Here is a 24,937-nt window from a genome sequence, read left to right as displayed (position 1 = left end):
ACGAAATACGAATGCCTTTATTTTTAGCACAAATATTTATAGAATCTTTTAATAAATCCGATTGTTTGGGCGAGCGTAAACCAATTGCATCACACTAATGTTACGCATCTCGAAAGCCGCTTCGCAATACGATAAATAATAATTCCATTTGCGGATAAAGGCATCGTTGAAACCTAATTTTTTCACTTCTTCCAATTGGTGATGAAAACGTTCGCTCCATTGATTTAGCGTTTCGGCATAATGCAAACCGATGTCTTTTAAATCAATCAAACTCATATCACTGCTGGCGTTTACGGCATTGTTAATGACAGCTACCGAAGGCAATAAAGAACCAGGAAAAATATATTTTTGAATCCAATCAATTCCTTTTTTCAATTGTTCGTAACGCGCATCCGGACACGTAATTACTTGCAAAGCAAGAATACCGTCCTTTTTAAGTAAATCATTACACTTTTTAAAATACACATCGAGAAATTTATGACCAACAGCTTCCAACATTTCTATCGAGACAATTTTATCGAATTTGCCTTCTATCAAACGATAATCTTTTAAAAGAACAGTAACTTTATCACTTAAGTTTTCACGTTTTATTGCTTCAGTTGTATACTGAAATTGCTCTTCCGAAATAGTGGCTGTGGTAACTTTGCAATTATAATTTTTGGCAATGTGAATGGCGTTTCCGCCCCAGCCAGAACCAATTTCAAGCACGTGATCGTTTTCTGTAATTTTTAATTGTTGGCACAAACGGTCGTATTTTTCAAATTGAGCTTCTTCCAAAGATTGATTTTTAGAAGTAAAATAAGCACTCGAATACGTCATCGTTTTATCTAAAAATAATTTAAAAAAATCATTGCTCAAATCATAATGTTCGTGTATGTTCTCTTTAGAACCATTGATTGTATTGGCTTTCGAAAAATGACTGAATTTGTTCGCGAACTTAAAAAGATTCAATAAAATAGATTTATAATTACTACCCGACATTGAAGGTGCGTGTTCTACATTCACCAAAAACCAACGAATTACATTGGTAATGTTGTCAGTTTCCCAATAACCATTCACATAAGATTCGCCAAAACCAATGTCGCCAAACAAAAAACATTGTTTAAAAAATCGGTTGTCGCGAATATTTACTTGCGCATGTATGTTTTTTTCTCCGTTTCCAATGTAGATGGTTTCTCCATCCGGCAGCGACAATTCGAGTCTTCCGTATGGCATTTTTCCGAGTACTTCTAAAATCATTGTTCGGTAAAAACTACGTTCCTTTTTTAGTGCGATAGTTGTTATCATAGCGATTTATTTTTTATGCGTTTTATAAACTCCTTGTTGCAATTCCGTAAAATCTTTTTTGCGATGAAAATTAATTTTTTTGAACCACAAAACCAATGCATGAAAATGTATTAATACAATTATTTGTACTGTTATCAATGGAAATCGAATGGAATACCAAATTAAATTTCGATTGTTTAATACTTTCTTTTTTCCAGTAAGCGTGCTGATAAAAATACGTTTTTCGTTTTTAAAATCATCAATTCGGATGTTTAATTTTTCATCCGGAATCTGTAAATTAAAATCAAAAATAGTGTCTAAATCAATGAAAGGAGAAACGTAAAAGTTCTTTTTTGTATTCAAATGAAATTTATTTTTCTCTAAATTATCTGTTCCGATAAAATAAGGTTTCATTTCCAAAAATGTATTTCCAACTTCCGAAACGGCACAAATAGGTTGGTTTTCGGCATCGAAACAGAAGTAAAATGAAACTGGATTAAATTGATATCCGAAGGTGCACAAATTAGTGAGCAACATTATTTTTAGGTTCTCATTTTCAATTCCATTTTCTTTTAAATAAGCTAAAATGTGTTGTTTGGTATTTTTTGTTTTATCAGGATTTTCTTTTGGTAATTGCAAATGATCTTTATCTCGAAAATTAAAAATGTTAAAGCGATTTCGACTTATAAAAAACAATTTTTTGCTGAGAAAATCAATCTCATCTAAATCCAAATAAAACATAAACACATTGTAATGAAACCTATTTGGCTTAGGTTCCATGCGGTTGTGCATTACATTGCATTTATATAAACACGAGTTCATTTGGCTAAAATAAATCTTTTATTTTTCTTTTTTAATAATGTCTGCAACTTGAATGGCTGAAGCAAAAGCATCTTCGTGAAAACCATAATTAAAATAACTTCCACAAAAATAAATTTGTTCACTTTGATTCAAAATCGACAACTCTTTTTGCGCCTTTATGGCAGCTACATCAAACAAAGGATGTTCGTAATCAATGGTTTTCAGAATTTTATTTTCAGCGATATTTCCTGAATCATTAATAGAAACAAAATAATTTTTTTTGTCCGAAACTTGCTGCAAAGCGTTCATGTAATAAATGGTTGAAGGCATAATTTGATTGTTTTTTTCGTCCATTAGATAATTCCAAGCTGACCAGATTTTTTTATTTTTTGGCATCACCGATTCGTCTGTGTGCAAAATAGCTTTATTTTTTTGGTACTTGAAATTACTCAATATACGAAATTCATTTTCGCTTGGATTTTCCAGTATTTTCAATGCCTGATTAGCGTGAGCTGCAATAATAACTTTATCAAAAAATTTATTTTCACCATTTTTGAATGTCAATTTAACTTGATCGTTTTCTCGTTTTACTTTTACAACCGCATTATTTACGAAAACTTTATTTTTGAAAGATGCCATTATAATATCTCTGTAAGATTTGCTGCCATTGCAAACGGTGTACCATTGATGTTGCGTTTTCAATCCCAGAAATCCATGGTTTTTAAAAAAGCGAATAAGCGTTGCAGCCGGAAAATCAAGCATTGAATCAATAGGCGTTGACCAAACTGCGGCACTCATCGGAATTAAATACTTGTACAACAAATCTTTTTTATAGCCATTTCTTTCGGCATATTCTTTCAAGGTAATATGTTCCGAATCTTTGCTATCAAGTAGTTTAAGACTTTCTTCGTTAAAGCGATTTATTTGCAACAGCATTTTAATAAAGCGCGGAGAAAAAATATTTTTTCGTTGTGCAAACAAACCGTTTAAACTCGAACCACAATATTCTAAGTTTGTCGGTTTGTGTTGAACGCTAAAGGACATTGTTGTTTTTTTTGTTGGCACATTTAATTCCGCAAAAAGAGCTGTTAAATTCGGATACGTAACGTGATTGAAAACCATAAATCCTGTGTCAATAAAAATGTCTTTTCCGTCTTCAGTTATTGTTATAGTGTTCGTGTGTCCGCCCACGTAATCGTTCTGTTCAAAGAAAGTAATATCGAAAATTCCTTTCAATAAATGTCCGCAACCCATTCCGGCAATTCCCGTTCCTATAATGGCAATTTTTTTCATGCAAATGATTTTAAGAAATGTTCGATGGCGTAATCGCTCAGTTGCGCACTCAATCCGTTTGGGTTAAAATCCGCGCCATGTGTTGCCCAAGGCAAGCTTAATAAAAAATGAGGAATGTTATTTTCAGTTAATTTTTTTGAAAGTCGTGTGCTGTGTTGATAAGCTACCAACACATCTTTTTTTCCGTGAATGAGTAAAGTCGGTGGAGTTTTTGCATCCAGAAATTCAATAGGCGAAGAAGTAAAAAAATCTTTTTCGCGTGCTGCAAATGTACCGCCAATATAATCTTCCAACACTTTTCTGGAATCCATAACCAACGGATTTCCAGGTAGCGAATAACCCCAAACCATATCTGCGGGAGCGTAAAAGGAAATCACTCCTTTTATATTTTCGTCCTTTTTCGTGTAAGCGGTTAAAAGCGCAATTTCACCGCCCGAAGAACGCCCGAGTAAAAAAAGATTAGACGAATTCATATTTAATTCTTGTGCATTTCTTTTCAGAAAATCAATCGCTTCTTTAGTATCTTCAATGGCTGCCGGAAATTTATTTTCAGGTGCTAAACGATAATTAATAGCAGCTACCTGAAATCCTTTTTTTGCCAAGCGATGATTTAATCCTGAAATTTGTTTATTATCTCCGCTATTCCATGAACCACCATGAATCACTACAACGCAAGGCGATGGAGTGAGAGAGGAGCAATCGTAAAAATCGAGTTGTAAATTTTTTTCGTCTTTTGTGCTGTACGTAATTGTTTTTATAGACACTTCATTTACAGGCGTTCCGAAAAAATATTTTTTCAAAGAAATTATTTTTGATGATAAAGCGATTTCTTTTTCGAAGGCTAATTTTAATTTTTTCGAAATAGTTTTTTTTATCTTAAAAGCACTGAAAATAGGATAAGAAAGTAAAAAAACACTTGCTATTAATAAGTAAATAGCTTCAACAGAAATATGTTTTTGAAAACAAAAGAGAATACAAACAGGAAATATCAGTATAATAAAAATAAGGTTTCCAAACTCCGTTACCGCGATGGAAACTTTCCATAAAAAATAAGTGGGTGCGTTAAAAATAACAAGCAATGACGCGAGAAATAAAATGCTTACATAAATAATTAGTAATGTTGTTCCCAAAATTTATTTTTCTGAATTAACTATTTTTCTCCAACAAATAATGGCTCACCAACCATTCGTTGCCATTATTAAATCCCCATAATTCGGCACAAGACATGAAAAAAATGCGCCAATAAACAATCCATTTCAAAGCATTTTCTTTTCCATAAGTGTTAGAAAAAAGTGCTAAAATTTCGGTTTGGTTTTTATCCATATTTTGCAACCAAGCCTCTGACGTTTTTTGATAATGCTTTCCGTTTACGTGCCAATGTTTACAAACCTTTAAATGTGAATTGAAATAAAATAAAAGATGATCGCTCGGCATAATTCCGCCTGTGAAAAAATATTTTGACATCCAATCACTTTCATCTTTCACTTCAAATTTATAAGCATATTCTTTGTGTGTGAAAATATGCACGAAAAGTTTTCCGTCAGCTTTTAAAAAGCGATTAATTTTTTCGAGCAATTTTTCATAATTTCGCATGTGCTCAAACATTTCAACAGATATAATTCGATGGAATGTTTTATCAATTTCAAACACATTCATATCGGCTGTTATCACTTGTAAATTAAGGATATTTCGCTTTTTTGCTTCTCCGTCAATATGTAGTTTTTGCGTATTGGAATTGGAGACAACCGTAAAATTACTTTCTGGAAATTTATGCGCCATAAACAAAGAAAGAGAACCCCAACCACAACCTAACTCCAACACATGTTGTCCATTTTTTAAATCAGCTCTTTCGCAAGTTAGTTGCAACATATCGTCTTCCGATTGATCAATGTCACGCACATTATTTTTCCAATAACCGCTGCTGTATTTTAAATTTTTGCCCAAACACAATTCGTAAAACCGCGTTGGAACTTCGTAATGTTGTTCGTTTGCATCGATTGTATTTATGGCGATTGGGCTGTTTTTTAATTCTTCAATTAATTGCTTAAAATGTTCTTGTTGAAGCTCGGTATCGCCTTTGTTTTCCTCTTGCAAACGTTGTTTCAGCAAATCGCGAATGCCTTTTCGGATAAGAAAATCAGGAATTAAATTTTTTTCGAGCAAAGAATTATACCACATATAAAAAGTTTTTCTTAGATACGAATATTAGGACGAAGTGGATTTTATTTTCTTTTTGGAAGTGGAAAAAATGAACTTGTTGTTTGCTGATAAGCTCGATACGCATCGCCTTTCGAGCGAATACTTTGTTCTTCCGTCATTGGAATTCCGGTAACTTTGAATAATAAAAATAGCATCGAAAGTGGACAAATAATGCTAATCCAGCCGAAAGGCGAACCTAATGCAAACACAAAATAACTGACCCAAATTAGCCATTCAAAAAAATAATTTGGATGACGAGAATAATTCCACAAACCTTTATCGCACACTTTTCCTTTGTTTTCTAAATTGTTTTTAAAGACTTGCAGTTGCCTGTCTGCAACACTTTCGCCAATAATGGCAATAATCCAAAGTAAAGCTCCGAAATATTCTAAAAAATTAATTTTCGGATTGGGATTGATACAAATAATTAAAAAAGGAATGGACAAAAAGACATTGGAAATGGCTTGTATCTGAAAGAAAAGAAAAAAGCGAAAATTTATATTTGGCGACCATTCTTCGCGCAGTTGTTTGTAACGTCCGTCTTCCGTATGTAAATGACTGAAAATACGCACTAGTAAATACGTCCCGAGTCGTGCTCCCCATATAATAACCATTATTATTATCAGTATTTTTCGTTGCTGAAAACCGTTTCCGAGAAAAAAATAAATGAGTGCGATAATCGGAAAATTGTAGGACCAAAAAATATCTACAATTCCAGCATTTTTGAGTTTTTTTTGGAGCAACCAAACCAAAAAAAGCACGAAACAGGCTGCCAATAATGAGCAGCCAAGCATTTTGAAAACAAGATGAGTCATTTACCTAAAATTATATCAGGTAAAAATAGGTTTTTTTGAACACAAAAGTTAAGTGTTAAAACGGCACGACGGCACGAATCATTATTCTATTTTTCTAATTTTGATGATTTTCAAAAATCCGAGCAATCTTATAACTGGGTACGAAGGATCGAATTCAAACCATTTCTTAGCGAAATTCAAGCTGTTCGGGCTTTTGTGATGATTATTTTGGAAAAGTTCACCTAACATTAAAAAATCCCAAGGCAAAGAATTTTTAGAACGATCATCGTTATCGAAATTGCTGTAACCGTATTTGTGTCCGCACCAATTTACAATAGCTCCGTGAATTGGTCCCATTAAATAATGAATCGGCAATAACAAAAACATCCACCAATGTGTGGCGAAATGAATGTAAAACAAGGTGTAAAAAGTTCCAAAAGCGATGCGTGTTACCCACATATCCGAAATTTTATCAATAAGCGGCCATTCCGGATAATTACCCTGAAAAGCTTTGTCTGGCTCAATTTTGTGCATGACGTAATCAAAATAAATTTTCTTTGTTTCCCACATCATTCCGAAAACATCTTTAAAGAAATGGGGTGAATGCGGATCTTTTTTTGTGTCGCTGTAAGCGTGATGCATGCGGTGCATAATCGCGTAAGCACGAGGATTTAGGAAGGAAGAACCTTGCGTGATGAACGTCATAAAATAGAAAAAACGTTCCCAACCTTTGCTCATTGTAAACATTTTATGCGACGCATATCGGTGCAAAAAAAATGTTTGAAAAAACAATGATAAAAACCAATGCGACAGAAAAAATATTAATATAATCATAAGAGCGTTTCTCCTTTTTTTGAAATCTATCTGAGGCTACAAAAATACAATATTTCTTTGATTTTGCTCAATAATTTAGGCAGATGTAGAAATAAGTTCGCTGAATCTTTTTTATCCGAGCTTGAAAAATTATTTTTTGGAAGAGATTATTTTATGTTTGAAAAACACATTTGAAAAATTATTTTTTTGAAACGGAAAATAGTTTCTCGCTCAAAACTTTTTCCCGCTCCAAATTTGATAGGCTTATTTTTGAGCTTCCGTTATTGGGTACGGATAACATAATTTATCTAAAAATAGGTCTTGATAGAGAAATAGTTTCAGCATTTATTTTCGTCTAATCGAATTTACAAATGCAGTCCATTCTATCGAATTAATTCCACAAATCCTTTTTCCTGTTTAACAGTACCATTGACACCAGTGGCTTTCAGCATGTAATAATAGGTTCCTGCATTGGCTTTGTTTCCACTTGTGGTAAGTCCGTTCCAAGTTGCGCCAATGCCATTTAAGGTGTAAATTTTTATGCCCCAGCGATCGAAAATATCACAGGTCATACTCACGATTCCTGTTGTCCTTATAAAGAACAAATCATTTTTACCATCGCCATTAGGCGTAAAAGCATTGGGAATGTTTAGCGAAATTTGTCCAATAACTTCAAAACATTGTTTAACGCTGTCGGTGCATCCGCCCGCTTGCGCGATAAGAGTAACGCAATAACTTCCAGTATCTGCATACGTGTGCATTGGAGAAGAAAGGATAGAATTATTTTGTGCTCCAGAAAGAGGATCGCCAAAATTCCAAGTAATGGTACTTCCTGCCGTTGAAGTATTTGTGAAGTTGACCGTTGTATTTGGCAATACATCGCCAGTAGGATTCATTGTAAAGCTGGCTATCGGTGAAGGACTAACGGTAACCATAGAATCAATTGTTTTAGTTCCGATGCAACCGTTATTGTTACAAGTCATTGTTACATCATACGCTCCAGCGGAAGAATAACAATGCGAAGGATTGGTACTGGAAGAGGAATTGCCATCTCCAAAAGTCCAATTAATTGAGGTACAACTTCCAACAGAATTATCTGTAAAATTGACACAAAGCGGCGCACAACCAGAAGTTGGAGAAACGCTAAAAGTAACCACAGGTGTTTGACTAACTGTGATGGTTGTGATACTCGAATCGGGGCAAGCGCCACCTATTTTATACGTAATCGTAAAGGTTCCTGCTCCAGATACAGAAGGGTTAAATACTCCTGTAGACGTGTTTGTAATTCCTGTTCCAGACCATGTTCCACCGGGTGTTACAGCAGTTAAATTAACTGAAGAACCGTTTGTACATAAATTTCCTACTGCATTAATAGTTGTATTAGGAACGGCATTTACCACAATTGTTGTAGTGCTCGAATCTGCACACGCTCCTGAAATTTTATATTTAATAACAAATGAGCCAGCGCCTGCTGTAGCAGGATTAAAGGTGCCATTCGCTGTATTGGTGATTCCAGTCCCAGACCATATTCCACCGCTTGTAGCGGCAGTTAAATTAATAGCAGAAGCATCTGAACAAAACGGTCCGGCAGGTGTAATGGTTGTATTCGCAGATGAATTGACTACAATCGTTGTAGTACTTGAATCTGGACACGCTCCTGAAATTATATATTTAATGGTATAAGAACCAACGCCTGCTGTAGCAGGATTAAAGGTTCCATTCGTTGAATTGGTGATTCCAGTACCAGACCATGTTCCACCGCTTGTAGCAGCAGTTAAATTAATGGCAGGCGAGCTAAGGCAAAATGGTCCAGCAGGTGTAATGCTCGTATTTGGAACAGCATTTACTACAATTGTTGTAGTACTCGAATCTGCACAAGTTCCACCTATTTTATATTTAATAACGAATGATCCAACTCCCGCTGTGGCAGGATTAAAGGTGCCGTTCGCGGTATTTGTAATTCCAGTCCCAGACCATATTCCACCACTTGTAGCAGCGGTTAAATTGAGAACTGGAGAATTGGTACAAAATGGACCTGCAGGTGTAATGGTTGTATTCGCAGATGAATTGACTACAATCGTTGTGGTACTTGAATCTGCACAAGCACCTGATATTTTATATTTAATAATATGAGAACCAACGCCTGCTGTAGCAGGATTAAAAGTGCCATTTGAGGTATTGGTAATTCCAGTACCAGACCATATTCCACCGTTTGTAGCAGCTGTTAAATTAATAACAGGCGAGCTAAGACAGAATGGACCAACAGGTGTAATAGTTGTATTTGGAACAGCATTTACTATAATAGTTGTGGTACTTGAATCTGCACAAGCTCCTCCTATTTTATATTTAATAACAAATGATCCAACTCCTGCTGTGGCAGGATTAAATGTGCCATTGGTCGAACTTGTAATTCCAGTTCCAGACCATATTCCACCGCTTGTAGCTGCGGTTAAATTGAGAATTGGAGAATTGGTACAAAACGGTCCAGCAGGTGTAATTGTTGTATTGGCAGATGAATTGACTACAATCGTTGTAGTACTTGAATCTGCACAAGCTCCTGATATTTTATATTTAATAATATGAGAACCAACGCCTGCTGTAGCAGGATTAAAAGTACCATTTGAGGTATTGGTGATTCCGGTCCCAGACCATGTTCCACCGTTTGTTGCAGCTGTTAAATTAATAACAGGCGAGCTAAGACAGAATGGACCAACAGGTGTAATAGTAGTATTTGCAGTTGGTCCGACCGTTATTGTTACAGGAATCATATTTGTTCCTGGACAAGAACCTACGTAAAATGTAGTAGTAACTGTCAAGGCAGGAGAAGGAGTATAGTTTAAGCCTGTTGTAATTTCTGTTCCCGTAGTAGTAAACCAAGCTACAGAAGTTCCGACAGGTAAAGTTCCTGTTACTTTCGCGGTAAGTGTTACTGTATTTCCAGAGCATATTGTAGTATCATCCGCTGTAATGGCATAGGTACTAATAACACTGATAATACCTGCTCCGCCTTTCGTAGCACCATTTGGCGGAAATTGTGCCAAAGGAGGAGAATTGGTTGTACCGTTTGCACCACCCGCTACTGTTTCCGTAACTGCATTTGTTGTGGCAATATAGCCACCACCACCACCGCCGCCAGGACCTTCTGCTTCTTTTACCGATCCGAAAAAAGTCCCACTTTTTGAGATAACTTGATTTCCTCCCGTTCCTCCATCCGCATGAACGCTAATTCCTCCAGCAATTGTACCAGTTGACTGGATTATAATTGTTCCACCACCACCTGCACCACCTGCTCCATCTTGACCTGCGTAAGAACCAAATGCTGGATTTCCTTGTGCATTTTGTCCATTGGCTCCATCCGAAATAATTTGTCCGCCACCTAATACTTGCCCGTAACTAAGTACATAAATCATTCCACCGCCATATCCTCCAACACCTCCAAAATTATTGTCTTGGTGTCCTGCGCCACCGCCACCGCCTAAAAACAATCTTCCTGTGGAATAATCAAGTGGTCTTCCACCTAATCCTCCATTAGGCCTTCTCTGATCTCCTCCCCAGTTTGAATTACTCGGACCCATCGTAATCGGATTTTGGTTCGATCCTGACCATGAATAACCTCCGCGACCACCTCCAGAAGAAGTAAGTGAAGAAAAATTGAAATATTCCAAATTCCAAGCTGCAATATAATTAGCTGTTGATATATCTGGATTTCCTTTTCCAGACCACTGTGCAATATTACCAGAGTTAGAACCGCCACCACCGCCACAATTCCAAGAATTACCACCACCACCTGCATTCGCTGCGGCACCTCTGCAATATCTGCCACCATTGGGGTCGTAATCACTGGCGTAACCAGCAATGCCTTCTCCTCTCGCACCTCCTACATTCGTACTCTGACAAGCGTATAAAACAATTCCATAAACGGATGAATCGCTCGGAATCAAACCACCTCTAAAACCTAAAGCAGTTGTGTTAATTTCTCCACCTGTATTAATCGTTGTATTGCCTGAAACCTCTACCGCAACAATACCTCCTGTTTTGCTGTTCCATGGATCGCAGGAGAGCACGGAGGCGTTGTTTATTGTTAACGTAGAATACCTTGGCATGCGTACAATTTGTACTTTTCCAGTAACAGTATAATTATTTTTTAATCCACAACTTACGTTGATGGTAGTGCCATTTGGTACACTTGTTACTTGTAAAAACTCATTGTTTCCAGCATTGTTATAAGCTGTTATTGATCCCCATGTGCTATCAATAGGTAGTCCAATAGGATTGCCGGGAGGAGCTTGCAATGTGCCTTCAATACTCGCGCCTTGCATTTGAATAATCATAATTAAATCGCCTTGAGAAAGCGAAGAAGAAAATCGTCCATTACTATTTAAAGCACTATTTGCAACGGTTATAGAAGTATTTCCGGCAGTAGCATTTGCAGTAAGTGTGGTATATTCATTCACAATGGTATTGGCTGTCGAAACAGTGAAAGCCCCGCTTTTACCAGGCTGTGCCAGCAAAGTAGTGTATATTACAGATAGAAGGATAGAAAGGAGTACAGTTGCTTTTTTCATGGTTCAAAGATAAATAAAACCTCTTTGAGAGATATCAAAGAGGTTTTTAAAATAAGCTAAAAAATTATTTTTTGTCAGTGCTTCACTTAGTATTATTCGTCTTCGCAACATTTGTTTTTTTACTTTCTTTCGAGCAGCATTTCCCTTTGCTGCAACACTTTCCTTTTTTGTCGGAGCAACAAGCTTTTGTTTTAGTGTCTTTTGTAGTTGTTTTGTCGCCTACTGTTTGGGTAACTGCATGCAGCGTATAAACAGGAGTAATAGTATGTCCTGAAATGCTTCCAATCATTGCTGAAAGCGCGAGAATTAACAATATTTTTTTCATAATTGTAGAATTTATTTTTTCGTAAAGATAAATTTTTTTGCTCTTGAAAAATTATTTTATCACCATCATTTTTTTTGTCAAAGATACCGTTTCTGTAGAAAGGCGATAATAATAAATACCACTACTCAAGCCGCCAATATTGAAATTATATTGATGACTTCCCGATAGCTCTTCTCCATGCGCAATAATAGCAATTATTCTGCCGTACAAATCATATACACTTAAATCAACCAAGGATTTTTGTGGTAAATTGAAAATAATGCTAGTCGTCTGTGTTGCTGGATTCGGAAAATTCTGTTCTAATACGACACTTTTGCTGGATTGATATTCGGTTACACTCAATGGCACAGACGTCATGTATTTTACTTGTGCGCTGTCAGCGCTTGCTTCTAAATCAGCTAAGCTATCTCCAGCGATTAAGGCAAATGCCACAACGGCAGTATCTCCCGGATTTAAATTAAAAGGTCCAGAACTAACAACATCTGCAATGTCGTCTCCAGTAGGCTGCATGCCAGCTTTAGCACGATTGCTCGACAATACTTTGTATTTCTCAGAAATGGTAAAACCATTGTAGATATTTACGCCGCCTGATCCACTACTATCATTATCAATTGCGTAATGCATCACAGGTGCTGAATGGCTGAGTAATTTTATTCCTGTGTAAATAGGATGCGCTCCTACATAATACGCATAACCCATTTTTTCGATGGAATCAAATTGCGCTCTGTCTTGATTATAAGTACTATCTGTAATATCCCAATCGGCAAAAATACCTGCAAACATATTTTGTAAAGGAGCCGTTCCCGTATTTTTAATTTTATATTGAACAATCACATATTTCAGATTTCCAGGAGTACTCCATGCGTAAGCATTGTGATGTACTAACACTGGTAATGGAGTAGAATTTCCATTGTCATTAAATGTTCCGTCTAAATCAAAATCAGACACTTGAGTAGGAATAATGTTGTGTACCGCTACCATGGATTGAAAATCATTGTCAATCGAGCTTCCTGTGCCTCTGTCCATATCTGACACATTTGGCGTAGTAGCAGAATCGCCAATCATCAAACCTGCCTCGTATAATAAAGGGCGACTGCCGTTATAAGTAAAACCAAGTCCTTGTGTTTGATTGTTTCCATCATAACCAATAAGTCCTTTGCTGGTAATAGTTGTAGCAATATCATTGATGGTAACATTGATGTAATCTACATTCACAATAACGGAAAAATAATAATTGCTGCTATACATTCCATCCTTCATATTAATGATAAAATTAATAACTTGATTGAGTGGGGCACTCGGTTTAATAAGCACTTCAAAAGGGTTTGAAAAATTATTTTTTACGCCCAGTGTAGGTATCGCGCCAAGCGTAGCTGTGTTGGAAAGAATCGTTACGTAAGGAGATGATCCATCCGTAAGGGTTGCAATTAAATTAGTAGCAGGCGCTAAGTAATTAGTAAAGTTTCCGGTAATGCGCAACGTATCGTTGGCAGTAAATACATTGTCATTATTATCGGTTATCGCTTGGTTGCTAAATTCTACCGAAGGAGAACTTGTTTGTGTGAGCGCTTTATACATATTTACTCTGCCATATCCCAATTCATTAGGATAGGAGGGATTGTCAGCCGAAATAGTATCACAGGTAACCTTTAATTGCTCACCCACTTGCAAACCAGAATAGCTGGGGAAATAGGATTTTATAATGGCTGCTACTCCTGCGGCACAAGGCGAAGCCATAGATGTTCCCGAATCATACGAATAAGAATTTCCAGGCCAAGTGGAATAAATATTTTCACCAGGAGCGCATACATTAATTTGATATCCATAATTGGAAAAACTGGATTTTGCATCTGTATTTCCTACCGAAGCTACATCCATTACATATTGATAGGAAGCAGGATAAAATTCTTCGTTTAAGCCATCGTTGCCAGCAGCTGCTACTACTAAAGCATTTTTGTTGATGGTTGCATAATCTACAATACTTTGTCCGTATGGGCCACCTGCGACTCCACCCCAAGAACAATTAATAATGGCACAACCGTGAGCTGCTGCATATTGTATTCCTTCGTAAGCAGCAATTAAAGTTCCGCTGGCATCCGAAATTTTAACAGGCAAAAATTTACATTTAAAACCAACTCCTGCAATACCATTTGAGTTATCAGTAGCAGCATCCGCTATCCCAGAAACGTGTACTCCGTGAGGATTGGATTGCCAAGTAGGATTGTTATTGTTTTCTGCTACATCCCAACCGTAATGATTATCAATATAACCATCACCATCATTGTCGATACCATCAATAGGATCAGCATAATTTATTTTAATATTACTTTTTAAATCCGAATGTGTCAGTTCTACGCCAGTATCCACAATACCAATGACTACATTAGTATCACCTTCTTCAATTCCCCAACCTTGTGGCGCTTTGATTTGAGGTAAGGCATATTGCGAACTGTAATCGGGGTCGTTTGGAATAATGTCGCATAACTTCGGGATATAATGTGGCTGTACGTATTCAAAAATTCCGACAGCATATAAATGATTTATAATGTCTTCAATTGGCAAATTGGATGTGTATGTGATGCGATAGGTAAGTGATAAATCCGCATATTTTTGCCCTAATTTATTCACCGCTCTTTCAGGCGGAAGCTCATTTGGAAACTGTTTCACAACTGCGCTTACGCCTATCTGCGAAAGCATTTGATTCAAATAATGATTGTTGATAGCGTTGCTTGTACACAAGGAACGATATTGCGGTTTTACGGCAGCCATCAAGGTATTGGCGGTATAATCGCTTTGGTAAACGCCAGCAGGCATCGAAAAATATTTTTTGGCAGGTTTCATCAGCAACGATTTGTTTTGTGCTGTAACTGTGGTAGACAAGATGATAAAAGCGCCTACAATTTTGCTAAAGGTATTTTTTGTCATGTGAAAAATTATTTTTTCGAGCGTTTAAAAGTAAGCTCTTTTATCTTGAAAAGCAAATATATAAAGTAAATTTTTTTTCATAAGGGACGAAGAAACTACCTGCTGAAAAAATATTTTTTTGAACACTATTAAACATCTTATTTTTTAGGACTTCAAAAAAAATAAACAAAAAAATGGGTTTATTAGAAAATTTTTCAGATATTTCGCCTCAAATGTTTCAATTGTACAAACGCTATTTTTATATTTGCATGCAAATAACTACCATAAATGTATGGTGATACTTAGAAAAATAAAGTTGTTGCTTACTTCTGGAGTGTTCTTAATGGTAACAAATGTTGTTGCTCAGGATATCCACTTTTCGCAATTCAACAATGCGCCATTGTCTATGAATCCTGCGCTTACGGGCGATTTTGACGGACAATTTCGAGCCATCATCAATTACAAACAGCAATGGTTACCTTATACCACGTATGCTGCTTCTTTCGATTTTAAAAACTTATTACAAAATTCTCCGCGTGTTTTTTTAGCACCAGGTTTATCTATTTATGATGATAAAGCCGGCGATGCACAATTGGGTTTAATGCAAGCTAATTTAAGTTTAGCAAGCGGTATTCATTTGGATTTACACAATGATTTAGCACTTGGTTTTGAGGGTGGATTTGCACAAAGAAGTCTTTCCTTGGGCAGCCTTACTTGGGATAATCAATTTGATGGCGTGAAATACAATTCCCTGCTTCCTTCTGGTGAGCATTTGACTGCTGCTGCACTTAATTATTTAGATTTTGGAACTGGCTTAGATTGGCGTTTTTACAAACCGGCTTATAACTCTACTTCTCACGACGCTTTGAGTGCTAATTTAGGAATTTCGTATTCGCATTTTAATAAGCCCAACATCAGTTTTTATTCTTCTCCCAACGAAACACTTTATCCAAAATTAGTGGTACACGGTACAGCTACGTTCGACTTCAAAAATTCCAACGGTTCTCTTGTTCCTGCATTTTATTATGCCAGTCAAGGTCCATCAACGGAATTAACCATTGGTACAGGAATTAAAACACAATTAAAAATGAAATCCCTTTACACGGGTTACGTGCGAGAATCCTCTTTGATGTTTGCCGGTTATTATCGAATAGGTGATTCCTTCATTTTTCTTACTCAGTTAGAACTTAAAAATATTGGTTTCGGTGTAAGCTATGATTTTAATTTTTCTGATTATGAAATGCCATCTCCTTTTGGAATGGGCGGTTTGGAAATATCATTAAAATACATTGTTCCAACCTTAACACATTACACCCACAGAGGTTCTAAAGCTAAATTGTAAATTGTTTTTTATTTTCTGACAAAATTTTATTCTAAAAAAGGGCTTTGAAAAATTAATTTTTCAAAGCCCTTTTTTAATGAAAAAATAATTTTAATGAATCAGTTTTAAGTATGCATTAAAATCCCAGATTCCTCCGTTGAAGCAGCCATCGTAGTAATACGTCATTTTCATATTGAGGATAATGCATAAAATAATCAAGATGAAAATTAAGGCTTTGGAAATTTTTTTTTCGGAATGATGCAAGCAATATCCAAATGGAATCGCTAAAATCGGATAAAAGTCAATGAAACTGCGTGAACCCAAAGAGCAACCGAACCACCAACACCACCAACTGGCAAAAATATAAGTTGCGAAAAGAAATAAAATTCCGATGAGCCAGCCGTTTAGTGCTGATTTTTTGATCATCCAAAAAATACCGAAGATACTGATGAGTAGGAGTGGAGCGAACAAAAATAGCCCGTTGTTGGTACTAAACCAAAGTTTTAAAATTTGCGGATTTTTCCAATAAATAAAAGATTCGTTGGAGTACGAATACGTAATGAAACGATGAAACGTTTCTTTCCAATAAATAAACTGTGGGATCGCTACAAGAATTGCTGCTAAAAGCATCCAGAAAAAAATCTGAAAATGAGTGCTCCAAAAAAATATTTTTTCGCGCAGCTTTTTTAGAGAGTTTACATCGTACAATAAAAAGAAAAATAAAAGAATAAAATTAGTTGGACGAATAAAAACGATCAGTGCAAACGTAAAGGCAATTCCGATACAATTTTTTACTGTTTGTTTTTCGTAAAAAAATGGAATTAAATACAGAAAAAGAGAAAATAAAAAAAACGTATAAACGTGTGACATTCCTTGCCGCGAGATAGAATAGAAATATAAATTAGTACCTAAAAAAAAGGCAAGTGTTGTAATAAACGATTCGATTGGGCGATAGAATCTGCTAAGAAAATGATATAGTAAAAGCAGTCCGAAACAAGCGTAAAAAACACCAGCCATCATAATTGCCCAATAATATATTTTTGAAAAACCGTCTGCTTTAAATCCGAAACTTGGAGCCAAATAATTGGCTGTCAAAAAAAAAGGAGTTTGCATTAAAGCTACGCCACACAAATATTTTGTATCTATTTTATTACTCACTTTATCAAAATGAAAACCATTTCCGGTAATTGTATCTTCGCCATTTGGAAAGGCTTTCGCGTTGTTTCCGTAAATGTACCACATCGGTAAATAAACATAATAACCAGCAGCATCTGCAAAAATCACACTGTGATAATCGTTGTATTTATGCCGATTTTGGATATTAAAAGTCAAGAAAATTGTAATAGGAAGGAGCAAAAAAATAAAAACTTTTCCGAAGAATGATTTCATTGAGAGTATTTGTGCAAAAAAATATTTTGATTTCGAGCCAGAGTCAAAGATAATAGGTTTTTTTTAATCAATTTCAAGTGAATTTTTTTTAAAAAAAAAGAATGCTTTTGAAATTTCTTTTCGAAGATTAAAACTACTTTTGTAAAATGAGCGTAGATGAAATTGCTTTACAGGAAGCCGTAAAAACGTTGAAATCAGGCGGAACTATTTTATATCCGACGGATACAATTTGGGGAATTGGCTGTGATGCAACCAACAAGAAAGCAGTCGAAAAAATTTTTTTTGTAAAAAAAAGAAATGAATCTAAAAGTTTAATCGTGTTACTTGATCGCCCCGAAAATTTGAATAAATATATTTTGGATGTGCCAGCACTCGCGTGGGATTTAATCGAATTCACAGAAAAACCGCTTACGATTATTTATCCGAAAGCGCGCGGTTTTGCACCCAATGTGCTTGCCGAAGATGGTAGCATCGGGATTCGAATTACGAAAGATGATTTTTGCCGAAAATTAATTCAACGGCTCGGAAAGCCAATAGTATCAACATCTGCCAACATTAGCGGAGAACCTTCGCCCGCATCTTTTTCGGAAATTTCTTCGGCTATTTTGAACGGCGTAGATTATGTGGTACATTCGCATTCCGAAAAAAGAAATACGCAAGCCTCTGCTATCATTCAGTTAGGGCTTCACGGTGAAATAAAAATTTTGAGAAAATAAAAATTGAAAGCATTCACAGAATATCTCCAACAACCTGTTTTTAAAGCCATTTCAGAAGCTGCCGACGAAATGCACGCAGAGGTTTACGTGGTGGGCGGATACGTGCGGGATGCCATTATGCAACGACCCTGTAGAGATATTGATGTGGTAGTAATTGGCAATGGCATTGATTTAGCGCATAAAGTGTCCGAGAAATTTTCGCCCAAACCAGAAGTGCATTTTTTTAAAAATTTTGGAACAGCTCAATTAAAAACGCCAGATTTTGAAGTAGAATTTGTGGGTGCTCGCAAGGAATCCTATCGAGCAGAATCACGAAATCCTCTGGTGGAACAAGGCACTTTGGAGGACGATCAAAACCGCAGAGATTTTACGATTAATGCCTTGGCAATTAGTTTGAATAAAAAAACATTTGGGAATTTATTGGATTCATTTGGCGGTGTAAACGACATCGAAAATAAAATTATTCGTACGCCGCTTGACCCAGATATTACTTATTCTGACGATCCTTTGCGGATGATGCGCGCCATTCGTTTTTCTTCGCAATTAAATTTTGAAATAGAAAAAAAATCGTTGGACTCGATTGCGAAAAATGCCTTTCGGATTAAAATTGTTTCGAAAGAGCGGATTGCGGATGAACTGAATAAAATTATTCTTTCTCCGAAACCCTCGGTAGGCTTCAAATTATTGTTTGATTCGGGTCTCTTGAAAATTATTTTTTCACAAATGACTTTGTTGTACGGCGTTGAAACCATTGACGGAAAATCACACAAAGATAATTTTTATCATACTTTGGAAGTGTTGGATAATATTTCTAAAAACACGGATAACCTTTGGCTACGTTGGGCTGCCATTTTACACGATATTGCAAAACCAGCAACTAAACGTTTTGAAAAAGAACACGGCTGGACTTTTCACGGACACGAAGACAAAGGTGCGCGAATGGTACCAAAAATTTTCGCTGATTTGAAACTTCCTTTGAACGAAAAAATGAAATATGTTCAGAAAATGGTTTTGCTACATCTTCGACCAATTGTGCTTTCCAAAGAAATTGTAACGGATAGTGCTGTACGCAGATTGCTTTTTGAAGCAGGTGAAGAAATGGACGATTTGATGACATTGTGCGAAGCCGACATCACTTCAAAAAATGAAAATAAGGTAAAACGTTATCTCAAAAATTTTGAAATTGTTCGCGAGAAAATAAAAGAAATTGAAGAGAAAGATAAAATTAGAAATTGGCAGCCGCCCGTTTCTGGAGAAGATATTATCAATACGTTTAATTTGAAACCAGGAAGAGAAGTAGGCGTTTTAAAAACCTTGATACGAGAGGCTATTTTAGATGGTTTGATTCCGAATGAACGTGAAGCAGCGTTCCAATTTATGCTTTCAAAAGGAAAAGAAATGGGCTTATAAAAGCACGTTGAAAAATTATTTTTTCGAAGTGCTTTTTTCGCGTTCAAAAATAAATTGTAATTGAGCAACGCTATTTTCCCAATTGTATTTTTTTACAACAAATTGAAATCCGTTAAGCGCAATTTCTGCTGCTTTTTCAGGATTTTCGAGTAAATATAAAATATGTTTGGCGTATTCTTCTGGTTCATCGGCAACTAAAATTTCAGTCCCGTTTTTTGCGCCCAGCGCATTATTAGCAAGTGAAGAAGTAACACACGGAATTTGCATTGCCATCGCTTCCAATAATTTATTTTGCAAGCCAATACTAATTTGCATCGGCGCGACCAATATTTTTGATTTTGCGAAATTTTTGCGAATATCGTTCGTCCAGCCACTTACAAAAACAAATGGAGATTGCAATGCAAGTACTTTAGAGGAAGGCGAAGCTCCCGAAATAAGTAATTTTGTTTTCGGTAATTTTTGATGAACTAAAGGGAGGATTTTTTTTACTAAATAATCCACGCTTTCTACGTTTGGTGGATAATTCATATTGCCATTAAATAAAATTTCAAATTTCTTTTTCTCTTCAGAAGGCTTAAAAAAAGAAAAATCTACTCCGTTCGGAATTACTTGTATAGCTTGCTTTTCGAAATGAGGAATGAAGTTTTTATCCTGCTCCGAAATAATAATTTTTTGATCGAACGAATCAAAAATATTTTTTTCATACTTCATTAATCGTTTGTATTCTATTCCAAAAAAAGGTTTTAGAAAAACAGATGCTTTTTCTTTTCGCCGTTCCATTCCTTTTGAAAAAATATCCATATAATCCAATGTTTTCGGAATGTTTGAATAATTTTTTACATATTCACTGGTGCGGATTAATTGACAATAAATATGTTCCGGTTTTTCTTTTTGAATGAATGAATCGAATTCTATCTGCGCTTTTTTGAAATAAAAATATGCTACTTGAAAAGGTAATCCAGTAAAAAATCCACGCACTAAATTCCAAACTATTTGAGGCTTTGAGAGCGAAACGATTTTTATTTTGCTGCAATATTTTTTTAATTCATGGATTGCATCTTTGTGCAAAGTACCGTCATTAATGGCAAATAGAATAATTTCATTTTTTTTAGCTAATTCTTTTAGCTGATTGTATGCACGCAATTTATCACCTTTTTCAAGCGGGTAGGGCACTCTCGACAAAACAATCAGTAATTTCACGTTGTCGTTGGATTAAGAATCTCTGAATAAAATTGCGTCAGTCGAAAAATTATTTTTTTGATGTCATACATTTCTTCCGCCAATTTTCGCGCATTTTCGCCTGTGTTTTTTAAAAGATCGGCGTCAAAAATTATTTTTTCAATACATTCAATAAATTCTTTTGGCAAATTAGCGATGAAAATATTTTTTTTATTCTCGTATGAAATTCCTTCAGCAGCAATGCTTGTAGCAATAATTGCTTTTCCGAGTGCCAAACCTTCTATAATCTTCACACGAATTCCGCCACCTGAAAACAAAGGAACAATCATAACGGATTTTGATTGTATAAATGAAATTGAATCTTCAATTTCTCCTGCTACAAAAATATTTTTTTTAGCTAATTTTAAAAGCCAATCAGGCATGTTTCGTCCGGCAATATAAAATTTTAAGGTTGGATTTTTTTCATGTAATTTTCCCCAAACATGATCAATGAACCAACGAATTCCTTCTTGATTTGGCATCCAATCCATTGCGCCTAAATGGAATAAGGAAAAAGGTTCTGCAACTTCTGGTTTCGGTTTTAAATGCTCAATATCAATGGCAAATGGAATATGTTGAATTGATTTTTTGCATCCTGATTTTTTAATAATTTCTAAATCATCCAAGGTAACAGTCGTAATTCCATCCACACGATTAAATTGTTCCATCTCGTATTTTTTTAATCGCTTTGAAAGCAATTGTAAATATATTTTTTTGAAACTGTTTTTTTCGTTTTCAGCCAATCGTTCCCAAATAATATGTTCCACGTTGTGTGCGCGCAAAATTATTTTTGCTTTTGAATTTTTTCGTATTGTTTCCAAATACGGACACATAAAAATGCTTTCCAGTTGAATAATATCAAATGTGTTTTTTTGAAGTACTTCGCTTAATTTCTCTTCTAATTCTTTAGAGTAAAATCGTGTTACGTTGTAAGATTTGGAGCTAAACAAATTTAAAAAAGCAGGAATTGTTTTTACGTCAGTATCCACGAATATAGCTTCAATATTGGTCTTTTGAAGATATTCTGTTGGTAGCGAATTTATTTTTGTAAAATGTTTAGGTGTATTAATGGCCATTATTTTCAGTTCGTGACCAGCTTCCAACAAACCCATCGAAAAATTGTGAATACCCAAACAACCTCCGTCTCTCGGCGGAAAAGGCATTTTGTTGGAGAGCTGAAGTATTCGCATAATTTTTATTTCGAAACTTTTATTTTCTTTTGAAAAATTCTCTTAATCGGAGCAATATATGTTTCGATATCAAAGAGCGAAGAATCTGCTGTAGCTTTGTAAGTAAGAAAAACTCCAATTGGTAAAAGAACGGCAGATGCAAGCCACATGCCTTGATAAACTGGTAAAACTTGTTCTTTTGCAAATTTTTCTCCAATAATAGAAACCACCCAAAAGATTACGAAGAAGATAATGGAAACGACAGCAGGCATACCTAACCCGCCTTTGCGGATGATTGCGCCAAGAGGTGCTCCAATAAAAAACAAGACCAAACAGGCAAACGACAAAGTGTATTTTTTGTGCCATTCAATTTTATCGCGCACCACGGCATCGTTGTTATTACTCAATTCTTGTTGTGTTGCTTCGAGCGTTGCCTTGGCGCTTCTGACAATGTTTGCAGAAGTTTCTAAAATTTTTAATCGTTCTCCTTTTGGAAGTTTTGAAAAATAATTTTCACAAGTTAAAATAGGCAAACTATCTTTTTTATCCGTATTTAATTTGATAAATAAATTGGTTTTACTGAGGTAATCGGTACGCAATACTTTTGCTAATTCATCCGTGCGTTTCACTTGCTTTTTTTGTATTGAATCAATGGATTCCTGCAATTGGTGAACGTTTAACATCTGATAATCACTTTTAAATAAATCTTCGTTGGTACGTGTTAATTTAAATCCAGACAAATCGAAACGAATAATTTCTTCGCCAAATTTCTGTGTTAGCATGGGATGCGTGATTCTATCTTGTTGAGAATTTCGAATTTCCTCGTAACTATTTCCATCTCGTAAAGTTAAAATCAAAAAATTTTTATCTGCGGAAAGTGCCATTTTTCCAGACTTTGCCAAAATGACTTTGTAATTGCCTTCGTTGGTGGTATGGTCGTAAATCATTACATCGTGAATGCCTTGTCCGTCGGCATCTTTTTTTCCTACGCGAATGCTGTATCCACTAATACCATCGTAAAAAACGCCTTCTTGAATATTCAATGCAGGCTTGGATTGGCGAATATCCCAAAGTAAAGATCCCATTTTTAAATTCACGAAAGGCAGTACATTATTTGAAAAATAAAAAGCAGAAACACTAATGATAATAGAAGTAATAATTAATGGTTGCATTATTTTTTGCAAGGAAAGTCCAGACGATTTCATAGCTGCTAATTCGTAATGTTCGCCCATAGTTCCGAAGGTCATAATGGAGGAAAGTAGGATGGCAAGTGGTAATCCCAAAGGAATAAGCGTAATGGCAGCGAGAGCCATAAATTTTGTAATTACTATCCAGCCCAAGCCTTTTCCCACTAAATCATCCACATAGAGCCATAAAAACTGCATCAACAAAATAAAATTGGTGATGAAAAACGTGAGGATAAAAGGTCCTAAGTAAGATTTTAAAATAAATTTATGAAGTGTTTTTATCCGCATGAATCATTGGGACTTTGAAAAAATATTTTTTCGCGAAGTGTTTTTTCTAACTTTAGCTAAGATGAAATAAATTTTCAACACCCGGATAACGCTCTACCGTAAAGCCTTCTGCATATTTCACATTGATAATTCTGCCCATATCTGCAGCGCGTTGATAAATGTGTTCCAAATAATCTTTTGATGAAATAACAGTTTCTGGCTCCTTTGATTTTGGATCGTAAAACTGAGAAGAAAATGCTTTAATTGCTTCCATTTTCTGATCGATAAAATCACTTATATCTACTACAAAATGTGGCTCAATATTTTTATATTGAATGTAATGATACACTGCTTTTGGTCGCCAGGCTTGTTGTTGCTGACCATTTAATTCAGTTTCAATTTTTCGTAAGCCGGAATAAAAACAAGCTTCAGAAACAAGTGTGGAAGCTTTTCCGTGATCGGGATGACGATCGTAAATAGCATTCGCCAATACAATTTCAGGTTGGTATTGTCTTATTTTTTTAATGATTTCGAGTTGATGTTTGCTATCATTTACAAAATAACCATCTTCCATTTTTAAATTATCGCGTACGCTTGCCTTTAATATTTTTCGAGCATTTTCAGCTTCTATCAAGCGCAGTTCGGCACTTCCGCGTGTTCCCAATTGACCCATCGTTAAATCCACAATACCTGTTTTTTTTCCTATTGCTGCGTGTTTTAAAAGTACGCCAGCGCACGATAAATCCACGTCATCAGGATGCGCGCCAAATGCTAAAATATCTAATTTCATATTTAAAAATTATTTTTTTTAACCCAGTTTACGATTCTTTCAGAAAGCGGATCTTCATTGTGGGGAGCCATGTCCACCAATTTTCCGTTCTCGTCAATTAAGTATTTTTGAAAATTCCATTTTACTTCGCTGTCCATTAATCCATTTTGACATTTCTCTGTAAGCCAATGGTACAAAGGATGAGCATCTTTCCCTTTTACGATAATTTTCGACATCACCGGAAAAGTAACGCCGTAATTCTTCTGACAAAACGTTGCAATTTGATCGTTAGTTCCAGGTTCTTGCGCGCCAAAATCGTTCGATGGAAAAGCAATTACTGCTAAGTTTTTATCTTTGTATTTTTCGTGCAATTGCTGCATCGGAGCGTATTGTGGCGTGTATCCGCATTCAGAAGCTGTATTGACAACCAATACTTTTTTTCCTTTGTAAATAGCTAAATTTATTTCTTTTCCTTTGTTATCAAGGACTTTAAAATCATGAAATGTTTTCATCGTTTGAAAAATTATTTTT

Annotated in this window: 19 protein-coding genes; 3 read left to right on the top strand and 16 right to left on the bottom strand. The window is 35.6% G+C overall.

Features of this window, described 5'->3' with window-relative positions; genetic code table 11:
• Positions 1-48: 48 nt before the first annotated feature.
• From ABIZ51_02320 to ABIZ51_02275, 10 genes are all read right to left on the bottom strand, one after another.
• Positions 49-1,287, bottom strand: coding sequence for a cyclopropane-fatty-acyl-phospholipid synthase family protein (locus ABIZ51_02320; protein ID MEO7087612.1), 1,239 nt, complete (start codon positions 1,285-1,287; stop codon positions 49-51).
• A gap of 6 nt (positions 1,288-1,293) precedes the next feature.
• Positions 1,294-2,088: a DUF1365 domain-containing protein gene (locus ABIZ51_02315; GenBank protein ID MEO7087611.1), complete on the bottom strand. Its 795-nt coding sequence runs from the start codon at positions 2,086-2,088 to the stop codon at positions 1,294-1,296.
• Positions 2,089-2,106: 18 nt separating this feature from the next.
• On the bottom strand, positions 2,107-3,360 hold the full coding sequence (locus tag ABIZ51_02310; protein ID MEO7087610.1) for an FAD-dependent oxidoreductase: 1,254 nt from the start codon (positions 3,358-3,360) through the stop codon (positions 2,107-2,109).
• Positions 3,357-4,490 (bottom strand): alpha/beta hydrolase, encoded by a 1,134-nt coding sequence (locus ABIZ51_02305; protein MEO7087609.1) that lies wholly within the window; start codon positions 4,488-4,490, stop codon positions 3,357-3,359. The genes ABIZ51_02310 and ABIZ51_02305 overlap by 4 nt, the downstream gene beginning before the upstream one ends.
• Positions 4,491-4,506: 16 nt before the next feature.
• Positions 4,507-5,538 carry a class I SAM-dependent methyltransferase gene (locus tag ABIZ51_02300; protein ID MEO7087608.1) on the bottom strand — a complete coding sequence of 344 codons (1,032 nt, stop codon included), beginning with the start codon at positions 5,536-5,538 and terminating at the stop codon, positions 4,507-4,509.
• Positions 5,539-5,582: 44 nt separating this feature from the next.
• Positions 5,583-6,374, bottom strand: coding sequence for a DUF1295 domain-containing protein (locus ABIZ51_02295; protein ID MEO7087607.1), 792 nt, complete (start codon positions 6,372-6,374; stop codon positions 5,583-5,585).
• Positions 6,375-6,455: 81 nt separating this feature from the next.
• Complete coding sequence (locus tag ABIZ51_02290) at positions 6,456-7,187, bottom strand: acyl-CoA desaturase (GenBank protein MEO7087606.1); 732 nt, start codon at positions 7,185-7,187, stop codon at positions 6,456-6,458.
• 362 nt (positions 7,188-7,549) lie between these two features.
• Positions 7,550-11,731, bottom strand: a complete 4,182-nt coding sequence (locus ABIZ51_02285; protein MEO7087605.1) for a gliding motility-associated C-terminal domain-containing protein — start codon at positions 11,729-11,731, stop codon at positions 7,550-7,552.
• An 82-nt stretch (positions 11,732-11,813) separates the two neighbouring features.
• A complete protein-coding gene (locus ABIZ51_02280; protein ID MEO7087604.1) occupies positions 11,814-12,056 on the bottom strand; it encodes a hypothetical protein in 243 nt (80 codons plus the stop codon).
• A 51-nt stretch (positions 12,057-12,107) separates the two neighbouring features.
• The gene (locus tag ABIZ51_02275) at positions 12,108-14,981 is read right to left on the bottom strand and encodes a S8/S53 family peptidase (protein MEO7087603.1); all 2,874 of its coding nucleotides are present in this window, start codon (positions 14,979-14,981) and stop codon (positions 12,108-12,110) included.
• Between the two features lie 271 nt (positions 14,982-15,252).
• Between ABIZ51_02275 and ABIZ51_02270 the strand changes: the two genes are divergently transcribed.
• Complete coding sequence (locus ABIZ51_02270; protein ID MEO7087602.1) at positions 15,253-16,302, top strand: PorP/SprF family type IX secretion system membrane protein; 1,050 nt, start codon at positions 15,253-15,255, stop codon at positions 16,300-16,302.
• Positions 16,303-16,392: 90 nt separating this feature from the next.
• Here the strand turns inward: ABIZ51_02270 and ABIZ51_02265 are convergent, their stop codons facing one another.
• Positions 16,393-17,613: a hypothetical protein gene (locus tag ABIZ51_02265; protein ID MEO7087601.1), complete on the bottom strand. Its 1,221-nt coding sequence runs from the start codon at positions 17,611-17,613 to the stop codon at positions 16,393-16,395.
• 203 nt (positions 17,614-17,816) lie between these two features.
• Between ABIZ51_02265 and ABIZ51_02260 the strand changes: the two genes are divergently transcribed.
• Together ABIZ51_02260 and ABIZ51_02255 are read left to right on the top strand one after the other, a co-directional pair.
• On the top strand, positions 17,817-18,386 hold the full coding sequence (locus ABIZ51_02260) for an L-threonylcarbamoyladenylate synthase (GenBank protein MEO7087600.1): 570 nt from the start codon (positions 17,817-17,819) through the stop codon (positions 18,384-18,386).
• 69 nt (positions 18,387-18,455) lie between these two features.
• Positions 18,456-19,796, top strand: a complete 1,341-nt coding sequence (locus ABIZ51_02255; protein MEO7087599.1) for an HD domain-containing protein — start codon at positions 18,456-18,458, stop codon at positions 19,794-19,796.
• Positions 19,797-19,811: 15 nt separating this feature from the next.
• On the opposite strand, the gene ABIZ51_02250 is transcribed toward ABIZ51_02255, so the two are convergent.
• Genes ABIZ51_02250 through ABIZ51_02230 form a run of 5 tightly spaced genes read right to left on the bottom strand, consistent with a single transcriptional unit; the run spans position 19,812 to position 24,918 of the window.
• A complete protein-coding gene (locus ABIZ51_02250) occupies positions 19,812-20,969 on the bottom strand; it encodes a glycosyltransferase (GenBank protein ID MEO7087598.1) in 1,158 nt (385 codons plus the stop codon).
• 23 nt (positions 20,970-20,992) lie between these two features.
• Positions 20,993-22,177: a glycosyltransferase family 4 protein gene (locus ABIZ51_02245; protein MEO7087597.1), complete on the bottom strand. Its 1,185-nt coding sequence runs from the start codon at positions 22,175-22,177 to the stop codon at positions 20,993-20,995.
• 32 nt (positions 22,178-22,209) lie between these two features.
• Positions 22,210-23,658, bottom strand: coding sequence for an LptF/LptG family permease (locus tag ABIZ51_02240; GenBank protein MEO7087596.1), 1,449 nt, complete (start codon positions 23,656-23,658; stop codon positions 22,210-22,212).
• A 52-nt stretch (positions 23,659-23,710) separates the two neighbouring features.
• A complete protein-coding gene (gene bshB1 / locus ABIZ51_02235) occupies positions 23,711-24,427 on the bottom strand; it encodes a bacillithiol biosynthesis deacetylase BshB1 (protein ID MEO7087595.1) in 717 nt (238 codons plus the stop codon).
• Positions 24,428-24,429: 2 nt separating this feature from the next.
• Positions 24,430-24,918 (bottom strand): glutathione peroxidase, encoded by a 489-nt coding sequence (locus ABIZ51_02230; GenBank protein MEO7087594.1) that lies wholly within the window; start codon positions 24,916-24,918, stop codon positions 24,430-24,432.
• Positions 24,919-24,937 lie beyond the last annotated feature (19 nt).

Source organism: Bacteroidia bacterium (assembly GCA_039924845.1).
GTDB lineage: Bacteria > Bacteroidota > Bacteroidia > DATLTG01 > DATLTG01 > DATLTG01.
The sequence above is the reverse complement of the archived record's forward strand: the minus strand, read 5'-3'. Positions and strand labels throughout refer to the sequence as shown.

What these genes read in the sequence shown, in the direction of transcription:
- ABIZ51_02320 (MEO7087612.1), bottom strand. Translation starts at nt 1,287, where the DNA reads ATGATAACAACTATCGCACTAAAAAAGGAACGTAGTTTTTACCGAACA.
- ABIZ51_02315 (MEO7087611.1), bottom strand. Translation starts at nt 2,088, where the DNA reads ATGAACTCGTGTTTATATAAATGCAATGTAATGCACAACCGCATGGAA.
- ABIZ51_02310 (MEO7087610.1), bottom strand. Translation starts at nt 3,360, where the DNA reads ATGAAAAAAATTGCCATTATAGGAACGGGAATTGCCGGAATGGGTTGC.
- ABIZ51_02300 (MEO7087608.1), bottom strand. Translation starts at nt 5,538, where the DNA reads ATGTGGTATAATTCTTTGCTCGAAAAAAATTTAATTCCTGATTTTCTT.
- ABIZ51_02295 (MEO7087607.1), bottom strand. Translation starts at nt 6,374, where the DNA reads ATGACTCATCTTGTTTTCAAAATGCTTGGCTGCTCATTATTGGCAGCC.
- ABIZ51_02290 (MEO7087606.1), bottom strand. Translation starts at nt 7,187, where the DNA reads ATGATTATATTAATATTTTTTCTGTCGCATTGGTTTTTATCATTGTTT.
- ABIZ51_02285 (MEO7087605.1), bottom strand. Translation starts at nt 11,731, where the DNA reads ATGAAAAAAGCAACTGTACTCCTTTCTATCCTTCTATCTGTAATATAC.
- ABIZ51_02280 (MEO7087604.1), bottom strand. Translation starts at nt 12,056, where the DNA reads ATGAAAAAAATATTGTTAATTCTCGCGCTTTCAGCAATGATTGGAAGC.
- ABIZ51_02275 (MEO7087603.1), bottom strand. Translation starts at nt 14,981, where the DNA reads ATGACAAAAAATACCTTTAGCAAAATTGTAGGCGCTTTTATCATCTTG.
- ABIZ51_02270 (MEO7087602.1), top strand. Translation starts at nt 15,253, where the DNA reads ATGGTGATACTTAGAAAAATAAAGTTGTTGCTTACTTCTGGAGTGTTC.
- ABIZ51_02260 (MEO7087600.1), top strand. Translation starts at nt 17,817, where the DNA reads ATGAGCGTAGATGAAATTGCTTTACAGGAAGCCGTAAAAACGTTGAAA.
- ABIZ51_02255 (MEO7087599.1), top strand. Translation starts at nt 18,456, where the DNA reads ATGCACGCAGAGGTTTACGTGGTGGGCGGATACGTGCGGGATGCCATT.
- ABIZ51_02245 (MEO7087597.1), bottom strand. Translation starts at nt 22,177, where the DNA reads ATGCCTTTTCCGCCGAGAGACGGAGGTTGTTTGGGTATTCACAATTTT.
- ABIZ51_02240 (MEO7087596.1), bottom strand. Translation starts at nt 23,658, where the DNA reads ATGCGGATAAAAACACTTCATAAATTTATTTTAAAATCTTACTTAGGA.
- bshB1 (MEO7087595.1), bottom strand. Translation starts at nt 24,427, where the DNA reads ATGAAATTAGATATTTTAGCATTTGGCGCGCATCCTGATGACGTGGAT.
- ABIZ51_02230 (MEO7087594.1), bottom strand. Translation starts at nt 24,918, where the DNA reads ATGAAAACATTTCATGATTTTAAAGTCCTTGATAACAAAGGAAAAGAA.